This window comes from Pantoea sp. X-Soil-TKNS-1211 (genome assembly GCF_059730495.1).
This window is the reverse complement of sequence record NZ_AP035953.1, coordinates 380457-399760: the sequence shown is the minus strand read 5'-3', so window position 1 is coordinate 399760 and position 19304 is coordinate 380457. Positions and strand designations below refer to the sequence as shown.

The following is a 19304-nucleotide window of genomic DNA, read 5'->3' as shown; positions in this document are numbered from 1 at the left end:
TAATATTATTCAAACTATGCCAATCAGGAATACTTCTATGGACGTCCGTGCCCTGCGCTACTTTACCGAAGTGGTGCGTCAGCAAAGCTTCACGCGTGCCGCGCAGAAGCTCTACGTCACGCAACCCACCATCAGCAAAATGCTGCGTCAGTTGGAAGAGGAACTGGGCTGCACGCTGCTGCTGCGCGATGGTCGCAAGCTGCATCTTACCGATAGCGGCCAGGCGGTTTATCAGCGTGGGCTGGCGATTTTGCAGGAGTTTCATCAACTGGAAGCCGAGATCGGTGACATCAACCAATTGAAGACCGGTGAACTGCGGCTGGGCATTCCACCGATGGTCGGGATGCAGATTGCCGGTTCCATCTCTGCCTTCCGCCGCCGCTATCCGGGTGTGGAGCTGAAAATCGCCGAGTTCGGCGGCCTGACGGTGCAGCAGGCAGTGCTGGATGGCAGCCTCGATATCGCGCTGACCGCACTGCCGGTGGATGCGGATCTGCCACTGAATACGCTGGAGTTAATGCACCATCCGTTGTGCGTCCTCCTGCCGCGTACCGCTCCCTGGCTCAATCGTACTCATCTGGGGCTGGGAGAGCTGGCAGAACATCCGTTGCTGATTTTCAACGAAGAGTTTTCTCTCAATCGCCAGTTAATGAAGGCCTTTCATCGCCTTGGATTAACGGCAAATATCGCGGTGCGTAGCGGTCAGTGGGACTTTCTGGCGGCGATGGTGCAGGCGGAAATGGGGCTGGCGATCCTGCCAGAGCCGATTTGCCAAAGGCTGGATAAGCAATCGCTGCTGTGGCTGCCGCTGGAGTCGGAACTGAAGTGGAGCTTAGGGTTAATCTGGCGGGAAGGCAGCTATTTGTCGCGTAGCGCGCAAGCCTGGATAGCCTGCTGTCGTGAGCATTGGCCGGATAATGCGCCGCGAATCTCAGTCTGATTCGCGGCGCAGCGGTTACTCTTCTTTCTCGATCAGCAACGCTTCCAGCAGGTCGAGATCGCGCAGCAATTTCTGCATGGTTTCGTTGGAGATTTGCTGAGTGGCGCGCAGGTGATACACCTCGGCGCGCTCAGCCCTGATCGCCGTCAGGCGGAAGCGGCGTTCAAGGTTTTCCGCAAACAGTGCCTGCTCCAGTTCCTCTTTACCCACCACGCGGCGGCGCAGATTTCCTATCACCCGCAGGCTAACCTCTTTCAGCAGCTCCGGGTCGATGTTCTCTTCGGTGTCTTTTTCCAGCCGCTCTTCCATCTTGTGCAGGCTATCAATCGCCACGCTGGCCATCACGGCACGCGCACTTTGAATTTCGCGCCGATGGCTCGCTTTGTCGGTGGTGCTCTCCATGCCACGCAGCAGAATCGGCAGCAGCACCACACCCACCAGCAACGAGAACAGAATCACGCCGGTAGAGATAAAGACCAGCTCATAGCGCGCCGGGAACGGGTCACCGGTGCTGAGGAACAGCGGAATCGACAGCACACCGGCAAGGGTGATCGCGCCACGTACCCCGGCGAACGAGGCGATCAGCAGCTCGCGCAGAGAGTAACTGGCAAACTCCAGCGGCTTTTTCTTGAGAAAACGCAGGCTGGCGCGCTTCATCATCCATAGCCAGCCAAAGCGCACTACCATCAACGCGCCATACACCAGCACGATGTCGGTGAACAACATCCACAGCTCAACATTGGGATCGGCGTTGGCCTGTGCCACCGAGGTTTCAATGATGTCCGGCAGTTGCAGGCCGAGCATCAGGAACACCATGCCGTTGAAGACAAACTCCAGCATCTGCCACACGCTGTTGGCGCGCAGACGCATTGCCAACGGAGCCTGGCGGATGATGCCGGAACGGGTGATGGTCATACCGGCCGCCACTGCCGCAAGGATACCGGAAACACCGAGATGTTCCGCTATCAGATAGGAGGCGAACGGCAGCAGCAGCAGCAGCACGGTTTGGGTTGCCGGATCGTCACCGCTCCAGCGGCTCAGCAGACGCAACGAGCGGCCATACAGCCAGCAAACCGCGACGCCAGCCACCAGGCCGCCAACCGCCACTTTGAGGAACTCGACGCTGGCACCGCCCCAGGTGAACACCATGGTGCCCATCGCCACGGCGACCGCAAACTTGAGCGACACCAGGCCGGATGCGTCGTTCATCAGGGCCTCACCCTGGACAATCGACATGATTTTTTTCGGGATGCGCCCTTCCCCGACGATACCGGAGAGCGCCACCGCATCGGTCGGTGACAGCACCGCTGCCAGCGCAAAGGCCGGAATCAGCGGGATACCCGGCACCAGCCAGTAAATCAGATAGCCAATACCCACCACGGTGATCAGCACCAATACCAGCGCCAGGCCGATGATCTCGCGCCCGTGATGCAGAAATTCGTTAATCGGTGTTTTCCAGCCATCGGCGAACAGCAAGGGCGGAATGAACAGCACCAGAAACAGTTCGGGATCAAAATCGACATGCAGGCCAAACGTCGGCCAGGCGAGCATTGCACCGGCCGCGATCTGCACCAACGGCAGCGGGATTTGAAACGGCAAGATACGTGCCGCAACGCCAGACAGCGACACAACCAGTGTCATGATGAGAATGGTAAAGAAGATTTCCATGCTTTCCTTAGGCGAATCATTTTCATTAATGCGATGTTGTAGCACCGGAAAGTGTAAAACAAAATGCCGCACGACTGGGAAACCGGTCGTGCGGCAAAGCAAGGAAAGCGAATAATTCGGATTTCAGGAAAATATCAGGTCAGATGGCCCAGCCGCCGGCGTAGAACGCCACCAATGCCACAGCAATCACCACCGTACCAAAATTCAGCTTACGCCATTCACCGGCAAACAGGCGACCAATCACCAGTGCGGCGAAGCCAAGCATAATGCCGGTGACGATGTTGCAGGTCAGCACAATAAATACCGCCGTCAACAGGCCAGACATGGCATCGACGAAATCTTTAAAATCGATTTTCGCCACATTGCTCAGCATTAACAGCCCGACATACATCAGCGCCGGTGCGGTGGCATAGGCTGGCACCAGATACGCCAGCGGCGACATAAACAGAATCACCAGGAACAACAGACCGACCACTACCGCCGTCAGACCGGTTTTACCGCCCGCCGCCGTACCGGCCGCCGATTCGATATATACCGCCGCCGGAGAGGCACCCACCAGACCGGCAAACAAGCTGCTGACCGAGTCGGTCGTCAGGGCACGACCGCCATTAATTATTTGGCCGTCTTTATCCAGCAGATTGGCCTGACCGGCCACCGCACGGATGGTGCCGGTGGCATCAAACACCGCCGTCATCACCAGCGCCAGTACCGTCGGCAACACTGCCGGTTTCAGCGTGCCCATAATATCGAGGCTGAACACCAGCGACTGACCGCTGGCATCTTTCAGGCTCGGCATGGCAAACAGCCCCTGATATTTCACCGCAGGATCGAAAATCAGTCCGACAATCGAGATCGCCACAATGGTCAGCAAGATGCCACCGGGAACACGACGTTTTTCCAGCCCGAAGATCGCCGCCAGGCCCACCAGCGCCATAATCACCGGGAAGGAGGCAAAGTGGCCCAGTTCAACCGGTAGACCTGCCGCTGGGTTTTTCACCACCAGCCCGACGCTGTCAGCCGCGATCAGCAGCAGAAACAGACCGATACCGATACCGGTGCCATGCGCGATACCCATCGGTAAGTTACGCAGAATCCACGCCCGGATGCCGGTAACGGAAATCAGGGTAAACAGCAGGCCCATCAGGAACACCGCACCAAGCGCCACCGGTACGCTGATGTGCTGGCCGAGCACCAGGCTAAACGCGGTAAACGCTGTCAGCGAGATGGCGCAGCCAATCGCCATTGGCAGGTTGGCCCACAGCCCCATGATGATCGATCCGAAACTTGCGACCAGACAGGTGGCGACAAACACCGCCGTCGGGGAGAAGCCCGCCTTACCGAGCATCCCCGGCACCACAATGACGGAGTAGACCATCGCCAGGAAGGTGGTTAACCCCGCCAGCACTTCCTGACGCACGCTACTGCCGCGTGCTGAAATTTTGAACCAGCCGTCCAGTTTTCCACTGGCCGGGCGAGATTCGCCAGACATAATTAATCCTCTGCATTTTTTGTGTTGTGAATGGCCGCACGACTGACGTTTGCCTGCCAACCTGGTGCACGTTTCTCCAGCGGAGAAACAACGCAAACGTTTACGTAGTCGTGTATTTCTGGTCGTAAAAGGGGGAACTCAGAAAAAAGGCAAACGATTATCCGGTGATTGGCCTGAGATTTTCAACTGCTAATCCACATGGATACAGGATAATCCTCATTGCATAACAGAAATGCAACGGTGTTCCGCTGCTCTGCCGCAGCGGAAAAGACTGGAAATTATAGGAATTTTTCTGCCGATTTTCGTTGCGCAATCAGACGATAATCAGTTTGCGCAACATGATTAATGGCTGAAATTAATCGGGCCGCCCTGCTCAATCGCCCGTTGCCAGGCCGCTCGTTGTTCCAGCCCCTCCAACCAGAGCTGGCTGGCGGGCATGTCACGCAGCCCGGTGCGGGCACGCATCGCCAGCAACGGAAAACTCATCTGGATATCGGCGATGCTAAAGCGATTACCGGCAAAGTAAGCATGCTGGCTGAGATGCTGTTCAATCACATCGCCATGCAGCGTCAGTTGCTTGTTCAGCCAGGCTTTCTGGATACCGGCGCTGAGTGCTTTACCGGCTGGGCGCAGCAGCCAGGGCACGGGCTTCTTGCCCAACTGCCCGAAAACCAGTTTCATCACCAACAACGGCATCAGCGATCCCTCAGCGTAGTGCAGCCAGTAACGTGCCGCAATCTGCGCGTCTTCATCGGACAGTTTCAACCGATATTCGACGTCATATTTTCCTTCCAGATATTCGAGGATCGCCCCGGACTCGGCCAGCACACGATTGCCATCGGTGATCACCGGGGATTTGCCCAACGGATGGACTTTCTTCAACGAGTCCGGTGCCAGCAAGGTGCCTTCACGTTGGTAACGTTTGATCTGATAAGGCACTGACAGCTCTTCCAGCAGCCACAGCACCCGATGTGAACGAGAATTTTCAAGATGGTGAACGGTGATCATCATGGCTTCCTGACCAATGGTTGGACCAGCAAGTATAGATGATGTCGCCTTAGCGTTTCTGCTCGTCCTGTTGCGGATCGAGCAAAACAGCCCCTGAACCTTGCTCGCCCAAACGGTCACCGGGGTTACGCAGTGGGCAGTCACGCATCGACAAACAACCGCAGCCAATACAACCATCGAGGTCGTTGCGCAGCCGCGTCAGCGTTTCAATACGTTTATCCAGTTCTTCACGCCAGTGCTGCGTCAGCGCATCCCACTCCTGGGTCGACATGCGTTTGTTGGCCGGTACATGCATCAGGCTGTCGCTTACCGTAGCGAGGGGAATACCGATGCGCTGCGCGATTTTAATGATGGCCACCCGGCGCAGCACATCACGACTATATCGCCGCTGATTGCCGTTATTACGCGTGCTGGAGATCAATCCTTTGGTTTCGTAAAAGTGCAAAGCCGACACCGCCACACCGCTGCGCTTCGCCACTTCACCCGGTGTCAGCACCGGTTTCGGGTAGTTGCGTTCTTTTTTCATTTGGCTCTTTACCTCAAGTTAACTTGAGGAATTATACTCGCTCCCCATTGAAACTTCGAATCTCTACTCAGAAGGATGTGGCTATGATGCAAGAGGAAATCATTCATTCACTGACTAACTGGATCGATCAGAATCTGGATAAAACCCTGTCGATTGATGAAGTAGCGGCAAAATCAGGTTATTCCAAATGGCACCTGCAACGTATGTTCCGTACCGTGACGAAACAAACGCTGGGGGGTTATATCCGCGAACGTCGCTTGACGCTGGCCGCCGAGGCACTGCGTCAGACGCAACGCCCGGTATTTGATATCGCTATGCAGTACGGCTACGACTCACAGCAAACTTTTTCTCGCGTGTTTCGCCGTCAGTTCTCACAAACGCCCACCGCGTATCGCCACACCATGCGCCGCCAGGCCATGATTCAGCGCCCACGCCTGGTGAGCTTTGATTGCAGCGAGAATATGGCCAGCTTTACCCAGCGCACCACCGGCGAGTGCTGCCCGGTTCGCTAACCCTGCCTGCGCGCCCCGAGCGGGCGCTCCCTGCCTTGCCTAAAAACGCGCAATAAATCGCGCCGCCACCTCTCATGCGTCATGCCTTATTCGCGCGATTCTTCTGTCGATATCGATAAAATTTTTTCTACCATACCAGGTATAAATTTTGTTCAAACTTTCAAATCGGGTGATATAATGTGACCCAAGTCACAGTTTAATGCGTAGTTTGACGGCCTGAAGGGCCTCCCTGACCTTCCTTCTCTGCCGCCAGTGATGTCCGTCGAATGTCAGGGATGTTACTGATTCATAGAGGTTCGTTGCAGATGGCTACTTTAACCACCAGTCTTATCGTTATGCGCTGGGAATTGCTGAGCGCGGTAATGATGTTTTTCGCCAGCACCCTGAAAATTCGTTTTCGTCAGAATAGCCACCATGTGATGGCACTGATGTGCGGTGGAATCGGCTTGGGCATGTCCTGCTGGTTTGTTACCGGCCTGATGGGGATCACTCTCAGCATGGAGAATCTGCATAACTTTATGGAAATTTCCAAAAATGCGTTTGTCGAGGTGATGAGCCAGACGCCAGCGGACTGGCCAATGCCTTAATCGCTTCCAATAAAAAACCCCGCGATGCGGGGTTTTTTATTTGCTGTGTGATTTCAAACTTTCTTCAATACGGCCGGGATGCTGACATCCGTTACCGTTCCACCCGGTGTCTGCGCACCAAAGCGGTCCTGAATCCACATATCACCCATCATCTGATTGAGTCCACGATCCAGCCCGGTGACCATCCCAGCACCTGGGGTAAAGGTCAACTCACCAAAGTAAACCTGCTGCTCGTGGATATACCAGTCAACGCGCACATAATCGAAATCACTTGCCAGTTTCTTACTCAGCACTAAGGCATGTTGCAACGCAGCCATTTGCGACGAAATATCCAATCCGGTATCACGAATCTTGTGGTAGGCCTCGTTTAAATTGTTAACATAAAAATTCATAGAAAGTAATGGATTACAGCGATTGTAAATCACCTGAAGTACATATTCGAAGTTACCATCGCGTTTATTAAACATATGGAACTTGTAATCAATCGGCGCAGTTTTCCCATCACCAATGTATTTTTCTACCAGAATGCGTGGCTTGATGTACCGGTAATGAATCTCACGCGCCTCATCCGCATAGTCTTTTTTCAACCAGGTTTGGCATTTGCTGATGATCTGCTGCTTCTTCAACGCATCTGGTTCTTCCAGCAGAATTTCGACCATATTCGAACCGTGATTCGGCTTGATCACCGTATTCTTCCAGCTTGCCATCGTATGCAGTGTATGGGGATCGCCAGTTTCATACACCAGCGGAATCAGATACTCACCACCCACCTTCTCAGCAACGTAATCACGCACCGAGTATTTATCCGACAGGCGACCATAGTTCTGATAATCGCCATAGACAAACTTGCGATACAGCACCTTCTCGTTAAACACCTTAGGCTGGCGCAAATTGGGTAGCCGACGAAACCTACGGAAGTAGTACAGACGGTCCTGGTAAGCCCAGGGCATTTTTTTGATGAAATACCGCACACTTCGTCTGAGTTCATCTTTCAACTTGAGCATATCTAACCTCATTTGTAGGTTTTGTAGTTGAGCGAGGAAACTTGAATCTTAAAAATGGCGCCCTTTCTGAAGAAGTAATTCATTACCGTAAGGGACAGAAGTTCAGTAATGAAAACGCTCCAGGCGGCCCCCATGATGCCGTAGCCTTGAATCAGCCACCACGAAAGCGGCAGGCTGATGGCCATCAAGCTAATAATTTTTCTGAGCAGATAGTTAAATCCTCCTTCCTTGACCATATAGCGATACGCCACTGTTCCCATTGCTGAAAAACTGGACGCTATCGACAACACCGTAATAAGACTCCCTGACTGCGTGTATTCGTGACCGTATAAAGCAATGATGATTTTTTCACCACACAAGGCGATGACAAGTAACAAGAGCAATGAAACACCCAAAACATAACCATTCAGGCGCGCCGTCAACTTATTGGCAACGTCACCGCGCTCCCGGAAAATTTCTGAAAAGCTGGACGTGATGATGGCCAGTGGAATGAAGGTCCACGACGCCGATATGGTGTTGGCGGCCGCGAACAAGCCAAGCTCACGCGCCGAAGCAATCCCCACCAGAAACATCTGCGCGGTTTTCACCTGTACCGAGATAAAGATGCTGGAGATCGCCAGCGGCAGGCCGGCATAGAGCAGATAACGCAGATAAGGGCCGCGTTTGTTACGTACAGGTGCCTGCTCCTGATTTTCGCGGTAAAAGTTGTAGCGTTTTATGGCATAGGGAACCAGCGTCACCACCACAATCGATAACGTCAGCCAGATCGGGCTAAGTCGCAACCAGGCAATGGCAAAACTGAGTGAGAAGCCAAGCAGCAGGCCAATTGAATTCGCAATGGTATTGAGCCGGGAAGCGAGGCGCGCGTTGTTATACACGCTGAACGTGTCCTGCGTAACGAATACCGAGGCGATAAACGAGGCCAGGGCAAACGCAAGGAAGTTTTCCTGCATGTTGTACCAGACCCATATCAACACCGGCACCGAGGTTAGCACCAATAGCGTGAATCGCAGCGTACGTGCAACATTCATCAGACGCACACCTTTCGGTTCACTCTTGCTGATGGTCTTGAACAGTATCGTTTCGGTGCCAAACATCGCTACGGTCTGCACCATAGAGAACAATGAGGTGGAAAACGCCATTTGGCCAAACACCGTCGGGCCAAAGGATTTTGCCACGTAGGAGGTCACAAATATGACGCCGAAAACCGAGACGACCTTCTCAGACATCATCCAGGCGGCATTTGACATTACGCTTAATTTCATCAACTCGTCCTTAGTATTACTTACTACAACTACTTTCGGTACAACGTCCTTGAAAGAATTAAACAAGCGCTAATTGGGCCTGACTTAAATTAATAACTTCAAACCAAGCTGGTCCGAAAAAGTGGACTCGCATCAGGATTCAGAGAATAAATTCAGGATAATTCTGATTAAATCCGGCGCGAAACCCTTTGGATGTAACCGATTTCAGCCAAAATAATGACCAAAAAGTCACTGGCATATCCTGTCGTTTTTGCAAGCAGGTTATGCCGTTTTTTCAATGAATGTATAATTTTTCCGCATTTGGGATGAAATGAATCTATATCAAAAACCCAACACCAGGAAGGCGTTCAATGGCAATCAGAATAAAATAAGACTTATCCCATGATGATATTTATTCTAAATATCTTAATTTAACCCTCGCAATTCTAATCGCGCACTTTAATACTGCATTAATAGCACTCTTGCAGTACCAGATATTAATACAGTAATTCTCATCCACTAATTGATAAGAAAGGTAATAGCATTTATGAGAAAGTCACGATATAGCGAAGAACAAATCACAAATGCCATTAAAGCTTCTGAAACAGGAGTGAAAGTCAGGGAGATTTGTGAGGAGCTTGGCATTTCCGAAGCCACTTTCTATAGCTGGAAGAAAAAGTTCTCCGGTCTTTCCTCTGAGGATGGAAGAAGAATCAAAGAGTTAGAAGACAAACTTCAGGCACTCACCCGCGAGTTACAAGCACTCAGCTCTGATAAGGAGATGCTGCAAAGCGTACTGAAAAACTTCTTTACCACCAATGAAAAACGCCAGGCTGTTAACTTCCTGCAAACTACCTTCGACATAGGTACACGTCGCAGTTGCCGCCTGCTGGATATTAGCCGCAGCGTTTATCACTACCCATCAGGCACAGAAAATCGCTAACCATGTTAAGACCGTTGTTATTTGACTTAATGCTGAGATTTGTTCTTACCAGAAGAGATGAAGATCATTTAATTCGGCGTTCATAACATAACAATAAGCACCATTTTTCCCTGATAAATTACATCGCGGAATTGCTTCTTTTTTTGCGGTAAAATTGATTTACATCAGCAAAAGTCTCGCATTTCAAGCTATTTACGTCCCTCCCAATCTCATTCAGGTGAGATTGGGGCTTTCACAATTACTTTATCAACATTAATACAGTGCGCTAAATATCAGTAATTTTGTTTAGCATGCATGAACAACCGACCAGAATCGACCTCTCATCAACTCTTCTTTTAAGTGGATCTATACTTACTCTACGTGATCATATTACCCGCTGACATAGATGTTGGTAACGTTTTCAACACCAGGATTAATCTCGAAGGGAAACGTTATCATTGCTAAACAATAAACCAATTGTCCATACCTGATAAGTTAATATCAGCTCACTATCCATCGTTATGCTTAAACATTTCTCTGCATAAAGGTGACGGAAGATTCTCAACCTGACAGCAACGCCTTGAGGAAATGATGGTTCCGGCGAAGGATTTTCAGTGCCAAAGGGCAATAAAATGGCATCGGTGTTGGGCGTTTTATCCGGGATTAGCGGCCTTCCAGCCACGATTTCTGTCCCTTTTGTCAGTGAATCCATACCTGTTAATAGTAAATGCTCCCTCTCTTCTCCTGACAGCCAGGCAACTGATATAACATTTATCGATAAAAACGAGAGAAATACAACAAGAAAGAGTTATAACGCGGTGTGATTCAGGCGAAGATGGCAGGATTTCTGTCTGGTCATAATCTTAAAAGTGGACGCAAATCAGGATGCCAGCACCTTTAACTGGCATCGTTTTGCGCTTAAATTTCCAGTGAGGTCACTACCGGTTGCGGCTTGATACGCATGGCCGAGATGACGCCAATAATCAGGCAGCAGATACCGATAGCGGTCAGCACCGGCGGCCAGCTTTGCCGCCATAAGAAGGTCCAGAACAAGCCAGATAGCGTTTCGAACACGATCAACGGCCCCATGATCACGGTGGGCAGGCGCTGGCTGGCCGCATTCCAGCACAAGGTTCCAAGCCAGGAGCATAACAGGCCTATCGCCAGCATCAGCCACAGGAAAACCTGAGGCTGTGGGCCAAAGGGTAACGCGAAATCGGGTTGCTGCCAGTGGATCTGCCCGCACACCAGCAGATAAAACACCAACGCCAGTGGTAACGTGACCAAACCTTGTGCGGTCGCCCAACTGCCGGGTTTGTGCTGCGGATGGCTACGTAGCCAACGCGCATTGCGTAACGGATACCAGGTCCAGCAGCCCACCGCCATCACCGCCAGCAGCAGCCCGGAGAGGTAGCGCGGCCAGTCGAGTGCCGCGCCCTGCGCCTGCAACTCAGCACCATTTACGCACACTAACCCCAGTGCGATGATCAGCAAAGCAGGTGTCAGCCGCCGCCACGGCAAGCGCCCTTCGAGATGTCCGTAACACAGATTCGCCGTGACCGACATCACCACCGGTAAGGTACCAATAATCATGGTGGATACCGGTGCACCGGTGCGCTGAATGGCGGTGGCGAGAAAGGCGTAATACATCAGATTACCCACCAGCGAGAGTTTCAACGCTTCAACCCAATCCTGGCGCACCAGCTGACGCAGGCGACGACGATCCAGCCAGGCAAGGGGCAGGGCAATCAAACCAAAAGCGACATAACGCCCGGCGGATTGTAATGTACCGGGATAATCCGGCACCAGCAGCGGCCCGACAAAAATCAGCCCCCACATCAACCCCGCCGCCAGCGCGAACAGAACTCCAGCCAACATAATCTTTTCCTGATTGAGATATTCCGCCGCAGTGTGGCGGAACGCAGCCGCAAAAGCTTGTAGCAGATTGCGGTTAGCGCGTGGGCCAGACCTGTTTTTGATAACGGCCAGGGGTGATGCCATAACGATGAGCGAAGGCTCGCGTCAGATGCGCCTGGTCGGTTAAACCAACCGCAGCCGCAACCGAAGCCGCACTTTCCCCCTGCGCCAGCCGTGACTTGGCGTCGTAAAGCCGGAATGCCATCAGCATCTGATGAGGTGTGACATGAAATTGCTGACGGAAACTGCGCAGAAAATGCCAGGGGGAAAGCCCCGCCAGCGCGGCCAGTTCATCCAGCCTGACGGGTTCAGCGAGATTCTCGCGCAGCCAGTCTTTCACCGGATCAAAGCGATGGGTTCCTTCAACCGGCCGGGATTGCCCACGATGCGCCAATGGACGCATCAACTCCAGCAGCTCCACCACTAACCCTTCCCGCTCCAACGTCGTTTCTGCCTGCCATAAGGCCGCCAGCCGTAGCGAAAAGGGTTGCGCCAGGCGCGCGTCGGTACGCAGAGCCTCACTGAACCACCAGTTGCGATCGCCAGTCAGCCGGTCCATTTCATCTGGCTGAATGTAGATCATGCGGTAGCGCCAGCCCTCTTCACAGGCGGATTCGCCGGTATGCAACTCATCCGGATTCATCATCACCAACGAATGCTCAGGGGCGGTGTAATGCGTGCCACGATAGCGGAAGCGCTGCGCGCCGGACTCAATAGTGCCGATGCCAAATGCTTCGTGCGTGTGTGGCTCAAAGGCATAACGGGAAATGTGGGCCTGGTACAGCTCAATGCCCGGCAGCTCAGCAAATTGCTGAAATTGCGCGCGGTCACGCTCGCACGGGAAGATTGCAGGAACCACTGACACGACACACCTCCATCGTTAACAAGATAACCAGCATGCCTCGTAAGACGGGCAAAATGCAAAACAGATTTGTTTTGCCTGTGACGTACTTCAGCGCGACACTGACGTACAGGTCTATAAAGGAGGCGATAATGGTAAGCAAGGTAGTGATGGTGGTGGACATGCAGAACGGCGTGCTGGCAACGCCGCGTTTTGATCGGACCGGGCGCTGCGCGCGCATTAATCAGCTGATTGCTGCCGCTGACCAGGTCATTTTTATTCAGCACGTCGGTCCTGGCCTGGAGCTGAACAGCGAAGCCTGGCAGATTGTGCCTGAGTTACACCAACCTGCCAACGCGCTCTATGTCAATAAAACCGCCTGTGACAGCTTCTGGCAGACCGATCTGGCAGCGCAACTGGAGCAGCACGACATCACTTCTTTTGTGATGTGCGGCTGTGCGACCGATTATTGCGTCGATACCACCCTCAAAGTGGGTGCCAGCCTGGGTTATCGCATCACCGTCGCCGCCGATGCGCACACCACAGCCGATCGCACCTGGGCATCCGCGCAGCAACTGATCAACCAACATAACGAAGTCTGGGCCGATCTGATTCTGCCTGGTAACCCGGTGCAGGTACGACCGACCGCAGAGCTGCTGGCCGCCAGAGAAAGTTAGCCCGTAACCGGCCCGCCCAGGCTGATACCCTGAAACTCATCAGGCAACGCCAGTTTATAAATAGCAAAGTGCGCAGCCGCGCCAGGTTGCGCTGGCAGTGGCTGTTTTACCGGAATGTAAAGCTGGCGATCAGCGCTGATAAAAGTGCCGTCAGGCCGTAACAACCGCGCATCGCTGGCAATGACACGTGTTTCACCGGACGGAGCCAACACCCGAATGTTATGGGTGACGGTTTCCGAAAAGTAGACATTGCCCATCGAATCCATACAACAGCCACCCGAGAAGTTGTTGTCGTACACTTGCTCAACTTGGGGGAGGATGTCTTCATCACTCAGGTCGCTTTGCAGCCAGCGGGTTTCCACCCGATAAAGCGGCCCGGTCGGTGCGGCCCAGTAGAGCCATTTGCCGTCGGCGGTGATTTCAATCATATCGCTATTAGGCGGATGAAAGGTTTTGCCGCCTTTGATGCCCGACAACATTGCCGGTGGTGCTTTATCTGACGCTTTTACCACCGGTTTACCCGATAAACGGCGCTGCGTTTTGCCACTGGTCATATCGTGCACAATGATGCCACCCAAACCGGAATCGGTAATATACAGCGCGTTACCGTGAAAACGCAGGTCGTTCAGCTGTGCGCCAGGTGGCAGGATATGCTCGTCAAAACGCAGGATTTGCAGGATTTCACCGCTATGCGCATCCAACTGAACCAGCTTTTGCGCGCCGGGTTGTGGCACCGCGTCCTGTGGTGAAAAAACGCCGGCGCTGAGCGATCCCTGATCGACACACCACACCGTATCATCAGCAAAGATATGCACCGAGTTGAGGTAAATAAACGCGTTGCGCCCATCTTTGCCCGGTTGCCATTCGTTCCAGCTATTGCCGGGGAACGCCCGCAGGCTGCCATCCGCTTCGCGCCGCGCCAGTGAAGGTGTTGGTTTATCTTTGGCATAGCGCGGCAGGCCGAGAAACAGCAGATTATTGCGGGTTAGCGCTACCTGGTTAGCCATCCACGGCGAAACTAAGACCAGCTCCAGGGGTAACGGATCCTCAGCAGTGAATGCCTGAACGTTACGCGCCACGCCCAGCGCACCAAGTGCCAGCAGAAAGGTACGGCGGTTGAGGTTCACTCACACTCCTTTTAAGCCGTTATGTCGGGCCTGACAGGATGGCGAAGCCGTCGTGGGGATGAACGGCTTTTTGTGCCACGCCGGGAGGAATGTGGCAAAAGGTTAAAGTTTTTATCGCGTAGCCGATTGAAAAAACACCTGACACTTGTCAATAATATGGCATGACAAATGTCAGGTCGAAGTGATGATGAAAGCTTATATTCCACAAGGTCAACTCCATGATAATGCGCTCTGGCGTGTTGCGGGTTTTCCTCCCCGGGGACTTGAGTTGACCCGTCTGCTCGCATCTGGTCTGCCCGTCGAGGTGATTGACAATATCCGTCACTGGTCAGCAATGTCCCGACTGGAGATATTGCAGGTTACAGGTCTCAATGAACGCAACATCGCGCGCCGTAAAAGTAGTGGTAAAAACCTTACGCCAGAAGAAAGCGAACGCATTGCCCGCTTTGTTCGTGTGATGGATGCCGCAGTACAACTCTTCGATGGCAACAAAAAAGATGCTATCGCGTGGTTAAGTCAGCCGGTCAAAGGATTAGGCAATATTGCGCCGATATCCCTGGTGATTACTGAAAATGGCGCTCTGGAGGTACTCGACCTGATTGGCCGATTGGAACATGGTGTCTTCGCTTGATTTTTTACCGACTAACCAAAAGTACCTATGCTGCTGACGCCTGGAATGGCTTTGGTGCAAAACAATACGGTGGTCGCTGGAATCACAAAGGTCACCCGACAGTTTATGTTGCTACCTCCATCGCGCTGGCGGCATTGGAAGTGCTGGTGCATGTGGCGAAGGAATCGCTTCTCGATAGTTATAGCCTGTTCAGCATCAGTATCCCTGATGCTGACGTTAGCAATCTTCCGGCTGAGTATCTGCCAGAGAACTGGCGTCAGGACCCCGCCCCCGTTGCGACCATGGATTTGGGTTCCGGTTGGTTACAATCCGGTGAAAGCGCGGCGTTGCTGTTGCCCTCGTGCATTATTCCCATGGAAAACAATGCGATTCTTAATCCTCAACACCCTGCCTTTCAGCAATATTTATCCAGTGTGATAGAGTTACCGTTTAACTTCGATAACCGACTGATATCGTAACGTTGCGATAATAAAAAACCCCGCTGAGCGGGGTTCTAAACTTTTGCAGCGCAAAACGCATCAGAACGGGATGTCGTCATCAAAATCCATCGGCGGTTCGTTGTTTGCCGGTGCGCTCTGCTGCTGCGGACGCTGCTGTGCGCCGCCGCTGAACTGGTTGCCGCCCTGAGGCTGCTGTTGTGGCTGCTGCGGCTGACCCCAGCCATTATTGTTGCCGCCACCCTGGCCGCCCATCGGCGCACCACCGGCATTCGCGCCCTGCTGACGACCACCCAACATTTGCATGGTGCCGCCCACGTTCACCACGATTTCAGTGGTGTAACGTTCCTGGCCACCCTGGTCCTGCCATTTGCGGGTACGCAGCTGGCCTTCGATATACACCTGTGAACCTTTACGCAGGTATTCACCGGCCACTTCCGCCAGTTTGCCAAACAGCACGACACGGTGCCATTCGGTGATCTCTTTGTTTTCACCGGTTTGCTTGTCACGCCAGCTTTCTGACGTAGCCAGCGTAATGTTGGCAACTGCGCCGCCATTTGGCATATAACGCACTTCCGGATCCTGACCCAGATTCCCGACAAGAATCACTTTGTTAACGCCACGACTGGCCATGTTGCTGTCTCCCGATGAGTTAATGCGTCAATTCTAAACCATCAATTCTAACACGTCCTGATCGCTGTTCCCACTTTCGAGCGCGCTTCCAGAATACACAAAAAAAGCGCAAAATACTGGATATTTATTCAGTCTATTTTTTGTGCCATAATACGCGTTTCTTCTGGCCGCCGTCGGCAAGGCGCGGCGAGTGCTGCTAATCCGGGAAAGGTGAATGGATAAGATCGAAGTTCGTGGTGCCCGCACCCATAATTTGAAAAACATCAACCTGATCATCCCTCGCGACAAACTCATTGTGGTCACCGGCCTGTCAGGCTCCGGTAAGTCCTCTCTGGCGTTTGATACGCTGTACGCGGAAGGTCAGCGTCGCTACGTGGAGTCGCTCTCTGCCTATGCGCGCCAGTTTCTTTCTTTAATGGAGAAGCCGGACGTTGACCATATTGAAGGTCTCTCACCCGCCATCTCCATCGAGCAAAAATCCACCTCTCATAACCCGCGCTCGACGGTCGGCACCATTACCGAAATCCACGACTACCTGCGTCTGTTGTTTGCCCGTGTTGGCGAACCGCGTTGCCCGGATCATGACGTCACCCTGGCGGCGCAAACCGTCAGCCAAATGGTGGATCAGGTGCTGGCGCAGGAAGAAGGTCGTCGCCTGATGCTGCTGGCTCCGGTGGTGAAGGATCGTAAAGGTGAGCATACCAAAACGCTGGAAAACCTTGCCTCGCAGGGATATATCCGCGCGCGTATCGATGGTGAAGTCTGCGATCTCTCCGATCCGCCAAAGCTGGAACTCCAGAAGAAGCATACTATCGAGGTGGTGATTGACCGCTTCCGCGTGCGTGATGATCTCGCGACACGTTTAGCCGAATCGTTCGAAACCGCGCTGGAATTGAGCGGCGGCACGGCGATTGTTGCCGATATGGACGACAGCAGCGCCGAAGAGTTGCTGTTCTCCGCCAACTTTGCTTGCCCGGTATGCGGTTACAGCATGCGCGAACTGGAACCACGTCTGTTCTCGTTCAACAACCCGGCGGGAGCCTGTCCGACCTGTGACGGCCTTGGTGTTCAGCAATATTTCGATCCCGATCGCGTGGTGCAAAACCCGGAACTGTCGCTGGCGGGCGGTGCGATTCGTGGCTGGGATCGCCGTAATTTCTACTATTTCCAGATGCTGCGCTCGCTGTCTGAGCATCTGGATTTCGATGTCGAAGCACCGTTTAACAGCCTGAGCGACAAAGCGCAGCAGGTCATTTTGTACGGTTCCGGCAAAGAAAGCATCGAATTCAAATACATCAACGACCGTGGCGACACCTCGGTGCGCCGCCACCCGTTTGAAGGCGTGCTGCACAATATGGAACGCCGCTATAAAGAGACAGAATCGAACGCGGTACGCGAGGAGCTGGCGAAATTTATCAGCAACCGTGCCTGTGCCAGTTGTGACGGCACACGTCTGCGCCGTGAAGCGCGCCACGTCTTTGTGGAAAATACCAATCTGCCGACCATCTCTGACATGAGCATCGGCCATGCGATGGATTTCTTCCGCGATCTCAAACTGAGCGGCCAGCGCGCCAAAATTGCTGAGAAAGTGCTGAAAGAGATTGGCGATCGCCTGAGCTTCCTCGTCAACGTCGGGTTGAATTATCTTTCCATGTCGCGATCTGCTGAGACGCTGTCTGGCGGTGAAGCACAGCGTATCCGTCTGGCGAGCCAGATCGGTGCCGGTCTGGTGGGCGTGATGTATGTGCTGGATGAGCCGTCCATTGGTCTGCATCAACGCGACAACGAACGCCTGCTCAGTACGCTGATTCACCTGCGCGACCTCGGCAATACGGTGATTGTGGTCGAACATGATGAAGATGCTATCCGTGCCGCCGACCATATCATTGATATCGGCCCTGGCGCCGGGGTACACGGCGGCCAGGTGGTCGCGGAAGGTGACGTCAATGCCATTATGGCGCATGAAGACTCCCTCACCGGCCAGTACCTGAGTGGCAAAAGAGAAATTGCGGTGCCGAAAGAGCGTGTTAAAGGTGATCCGGCTAAGGTGCTGAAGCTGACCGGCGCACGCGGCAACAACCTGAAAGACGTGACACTGACGGTGCCGGTGGGTCTGTTTACCTGTATTACCGGTGTCTCCGGTTCCGGTAAGTCGACACTGATTAACGATACGCTGTTCCCGATTGCCCAGCGCCAGTTAAACGGTGCCACCAGCGGTGAACCCGCACCGTATCGCGAGATCGCCGGTCTGGAACATTTCGACAAAGTGATCGATATCGATCAAAGCCCGATCGGCCGTACACCGCGATCCAACCCGGCAACCTATACCGGTATCTTCACCCCGGTACGCGAACTGTTTGCCGGTGTGCCGGAATCGCGCTCGCGTGGTTATAATCCGGGACGCTTCAGCTTTAACGTACGCGGTGGCCGTTGTGAGGCCTGTCAGGGTGATGGCGTAATCAAGGTGGAAATGCACTTTCTGCCAGACATTTACGTGCCCTGCGATCAGTGCAAAGGCAAACGTTATAACCGCGAAACGCTGGAGATTAAATACAAAGGCAAAAGCATCCATGAAGTGCTGGAGATGACCATCGAAGAAGCACGTGACTTCTTTGATGCTGTCCCTGCGCTGGCGCGTAAGCTGCAAACGCTGATCGATGTGGGCTTGTCATATATCCGTCTCGGCCAGTCCGCTACCACGCTGTCCGGTGGTGAAGCACAGCGCGTCAAACTGGCGCGTGAGTTGTCGAAGCGCGGCACCGGCCAGACGCTGTACATTCTCGACGAACCGACCACTGGTCTGCACTTCGCCGATATCCAGCAGTTGCTGGAAGTGCTGCATCAGCTGCGCGATCAGGGCAACACTATCGTGGTGATTGAGCACAACCTCGACGTGATCAAAACCGCTGACTGGATTGTCGATCTCGGTCCGGAAGGCGGCAGCGGCGGCGGTGAAATCCTGGTGGCAGGTACACCGGAAACCGTCGCGGAATGTGAAAAATCACATACAGCACGCTTCCTTAAGCCAATGTTAAAAAAGTAATTTCCCTGCCAGGCCCGCGATTGCGGGCCTGATTCTTTCTGCCAGATTCCACAGAGAAATGCAGAAACAGGCAAGAATCAGACATCTTCAGGCATATA

18 protein-coding genes are annotated in these 19304 nt (G+C 53.3%); 8 read left to right on the top strand and 10 right to left on the bottom strand.

The annotated features are described in order from the left end of the window. The first annotated feature begins 37 nt into the window (after window positions 1-37). On the top strand, window positions 38-940 hold the full coding sequence (locus AC6I8W_RS01770) for a LysR family transcriptional regulator (protein WP_497836728.1): 903 nt from the start codon (window positions 38-40) through the stop codon (window positions 938-940). Between the two features lie 15 nt (window positions 941-955). Here AC6I8W_RS01770 and AC6I8W_RS01765 read toward each other — a convergent pair whose 3' ends face one another. The 4 genes from AC6I8W_RS01765 to soxR all read right to left on the bottom strand — a co-directional run bounded on the left by AC6I8W_RS01765 (window position 956) and on the right by soxR (window position 5631). Beyond that, complete coding sequence (locus AC6I8W_RS01765) at window positions 956-2608, bottom strand: Na+/H+ antiporter (protein ID WP_497836727.1); 1653 nt, start codon at window positions 2606-2608, stop codon at window positions 956-958. 139 nt (window positions 2609-2747) lie between these two features. Beyond that, entirely contained in the window at window positions 2748-4097 is a 1350-nt protein-coding gene (locus AC6I8W_RS01760; RefSeq protein WP_497836726.1) for an NCS2 family permease, read from the bottom strand. A 342-nt stretch (window positions 4098-4439) separates the two neighbouring features. Beyond that, complete coding sequence (locus AC6I8W_RS01755; RefSeq protein ID WP_497838087.1) at window positions 4440-5105, bottom strand: glutathione S-transferase family protein; 666 nt, start codon at window positions 5103-5105, stop codon at window positions 4440-4442. A 49-nt stretch (window positions 5106-5154) separates the two neighbouring features. Then, entirely contained in the window at window positions 5155-5631 is a 477-nt protein-coding gene (soxR, locus tag AC6I8W_RS01750) for a redox-sensitive transcriptional activator SoxR (protein WP_013507513.1), read from the bottom strand. 83 nt (window positions 5632-5714) lie between these two features. Here soxR and soxS point away from each other — a divergent pair, with 83 nt between their 5' ends. Both soxS and AC6I8W_RS01740 read left to right on the top strand, forming a co-directional pair. Then, complete coding sequence (gene soxS, locus AC6I8W_RS01745) at window positions 5715-6143, top strand: superoxide response transcriptional regulator SoxS (protein WP_480367450.1); 429 nt, start codon at window positions 5715-5717, stop codon at window positions 6141-6143. A 305-nt stretch (window positions 6144-6448) separates the two neighbouring features. Beyond that, on the top strand, window positions 6449-6730 hold the full coding sequence (locus AC6I8W_RS01740) for a YjcB family protein (protein ID WP_013507511.1): 282 nt from the start codon (window positions 6449-6451) through the stop codon (window positions 6728-6730). A gap of 53 nt (window positions 6731-6783) precedes the next feature. Here the strand turns inward: AC6I8W_RS01740 and AC6I8W_RS01735 are convergent, their stop codons facing one another. Further along, on the bottom strand, window positions 6784-7734 hold the full coding sequence (locus AC6I8W_RS01735) for an ATP-grasp fold amidoligase family protein (protein WP_497836725.1): 951 nt from the start codon (window positions 7732-7734) through the stop codon (window positions 6784-6786). Window positions 7735-7742: 8 nt separating this feature from the next. Continuing rightward, window positions 7743-8999 (bottom strand): oligosaccharide flippase family protein, encoded by a 1257-nt coding sequence (locus AC6I8W_RS01730; RefSeq protein ID WP_497838086.1) that lies wholly within the window; start codon window positions 8997-8999, stop codon window positions 7743-7745. 526 nt (window positions 9000-9525) lie between these two features. Between AC6I8W_RS01730 and AC6I8W_RS01725 the strand changes: the two genes are divergently transcribed. Continuing rightward, on the top strand, window positions 9526-9921 hold the full coding sequence (locus tag AC6I8W_RS01725; protein ID WP_497836724.1) for a transposase: 396 nt from the start codon (window positions 9526-9528) through the stop codon (window positions 9919-9921). Window positions 9922-10818: 897 nt separating this feature from the next. Here AC6I8W_RS01725 and AC6I8W_RS01720 read toward each other — a convergent pair. Together AC6I8W_RS01720 and AC6I8W_RS01715 are read right to left on the bottom strand one after the other, a co-directional pair. Further along, window positions 10819-11778 (bottom strand): DMT family transporter, encoded by a 960-nt coding sequence (locus AC6I8W_RS01720; protein ID WP_480367443.1) that lies wholly within the window; start codon window positions 11776-11778, stop codon window positions 10819-10821. Window positions 11779-11851: 73 nt separating this feature from the next. Beyond that, complete coding sequence (locus AC6I8W_RS01715) at window positions 11852-12682, bottom strand: AraC family transcriptional regulator (RefSeq protein WP_497836723.1); 831 nt, start codon at window positions 12680-12682, stop codon at window positions 11852-11854. A gap of 128 nt (window positions 12683-12810) precedes the next feature. Between AC6I8W_RS01715 and AC6I8W_RS01710 the strand changes: the two genes are divergently transcribed. Continuing rightward, window positions 12811-13335 carry an isochorismatase family protein gene (locus AC6I8W_RS01710; RefSeq protein ID WP_497836722.1) on the top strand — a complete coding sequence of 175 codons (525 nt, stop codon included), beginning with the start codon at window positions 12811-12813 and terminating at the stop codon, window positions 13333-13335. Here the strand turns inward: AC6I8W_RS01710 and AC6I8W_RS01705 are convergent. Next, window positions 13332-14462, bottom strand: coding sequence for an L-dopachrome tautomerase-related protein (locus AC6I8W_RS01705; RefSeq protein WP_497836721.1), 1131 nt, complete (start codon window positions 14460-14462; stop codon window positions 13332-13334). The genes AC6I8W_RS01710 and AC6I8W_RS01705 overlap by 4 nt on opposite strands. A gap of 187 nt (window positions 14463-14649) precedes the next feature. Between AC6I8W_RS01705 and AC6I8W_RS01700 the strand changes: the two genes are divergently transcribed. Both AC6I8W_RS01700 and AC6I8W_RS01695 read left to right on the top strand, forming a co-directional pair. Beyond that, the gene (locus AC6I8W_RS01700; RefSeq protein ID WP_497838085.1) at window positions 14650-15093 is read left to right on the top strand and encodes an Xre family toxin-antitoxin system antitoxin; all 444 of its coding nucleotides are present in this window, start codon (window positions 14650-14652) and stop codon (window positions 15091-15093) included. Beyond that, window positions 15090-15551: an RES family NAD+ phosphorylase gene (locus AC6I8W_RS01695; RefSeq protein ID WP_497836720.1), complete on the top strand. Its 462-nt coding sequence runs from the start codon at window positions 15090-15092 to the stop codon at window positions 15549-15551. The genes AC6I8W_RS01700 and AC6I8W_RS01695 overlap by 4 nt, the downstream gene beginning before the upstream one ends. Window positions 15552-15611: 60 nt before the next feature. Here AC6I8W_RS01695 and ssb1 read toward each other — a convergent pair whose 3' ends face one another. Beyond that, window positions 15612-16163 carry a single-stranded DNA-binding protein SSB1 gene (gene ssb1, locus AC6I8W_RS01690; protein ID WP_497836719.1) on the bottom strand — a complete coding sequence of 184 codons (552 nt, stop codon included), beginning with the start codon at window positions 16161-16163 and terminating at the stop codon, window positions 15612-15614. A gap of 214 nt (window positions 16164-16377) precedes the next feature. Here ssb1 and uvrA point away from each other — a divergent pair, with 214 nt between their 5' ends. Continuing rightward, on the top strand, window positions 16378-19206 hold the full coding sequence (uvrA, locus tag AC6I8W_RS01685; protein WP_497836718.1) for an excinuclease ABC subunit UvrA: 2829 nt from the start codon (window positions 16378-16380) through the stop codon (window positions 19204-19206). Window positions 19207-19304: the final 98 nt, after the last annotated feature.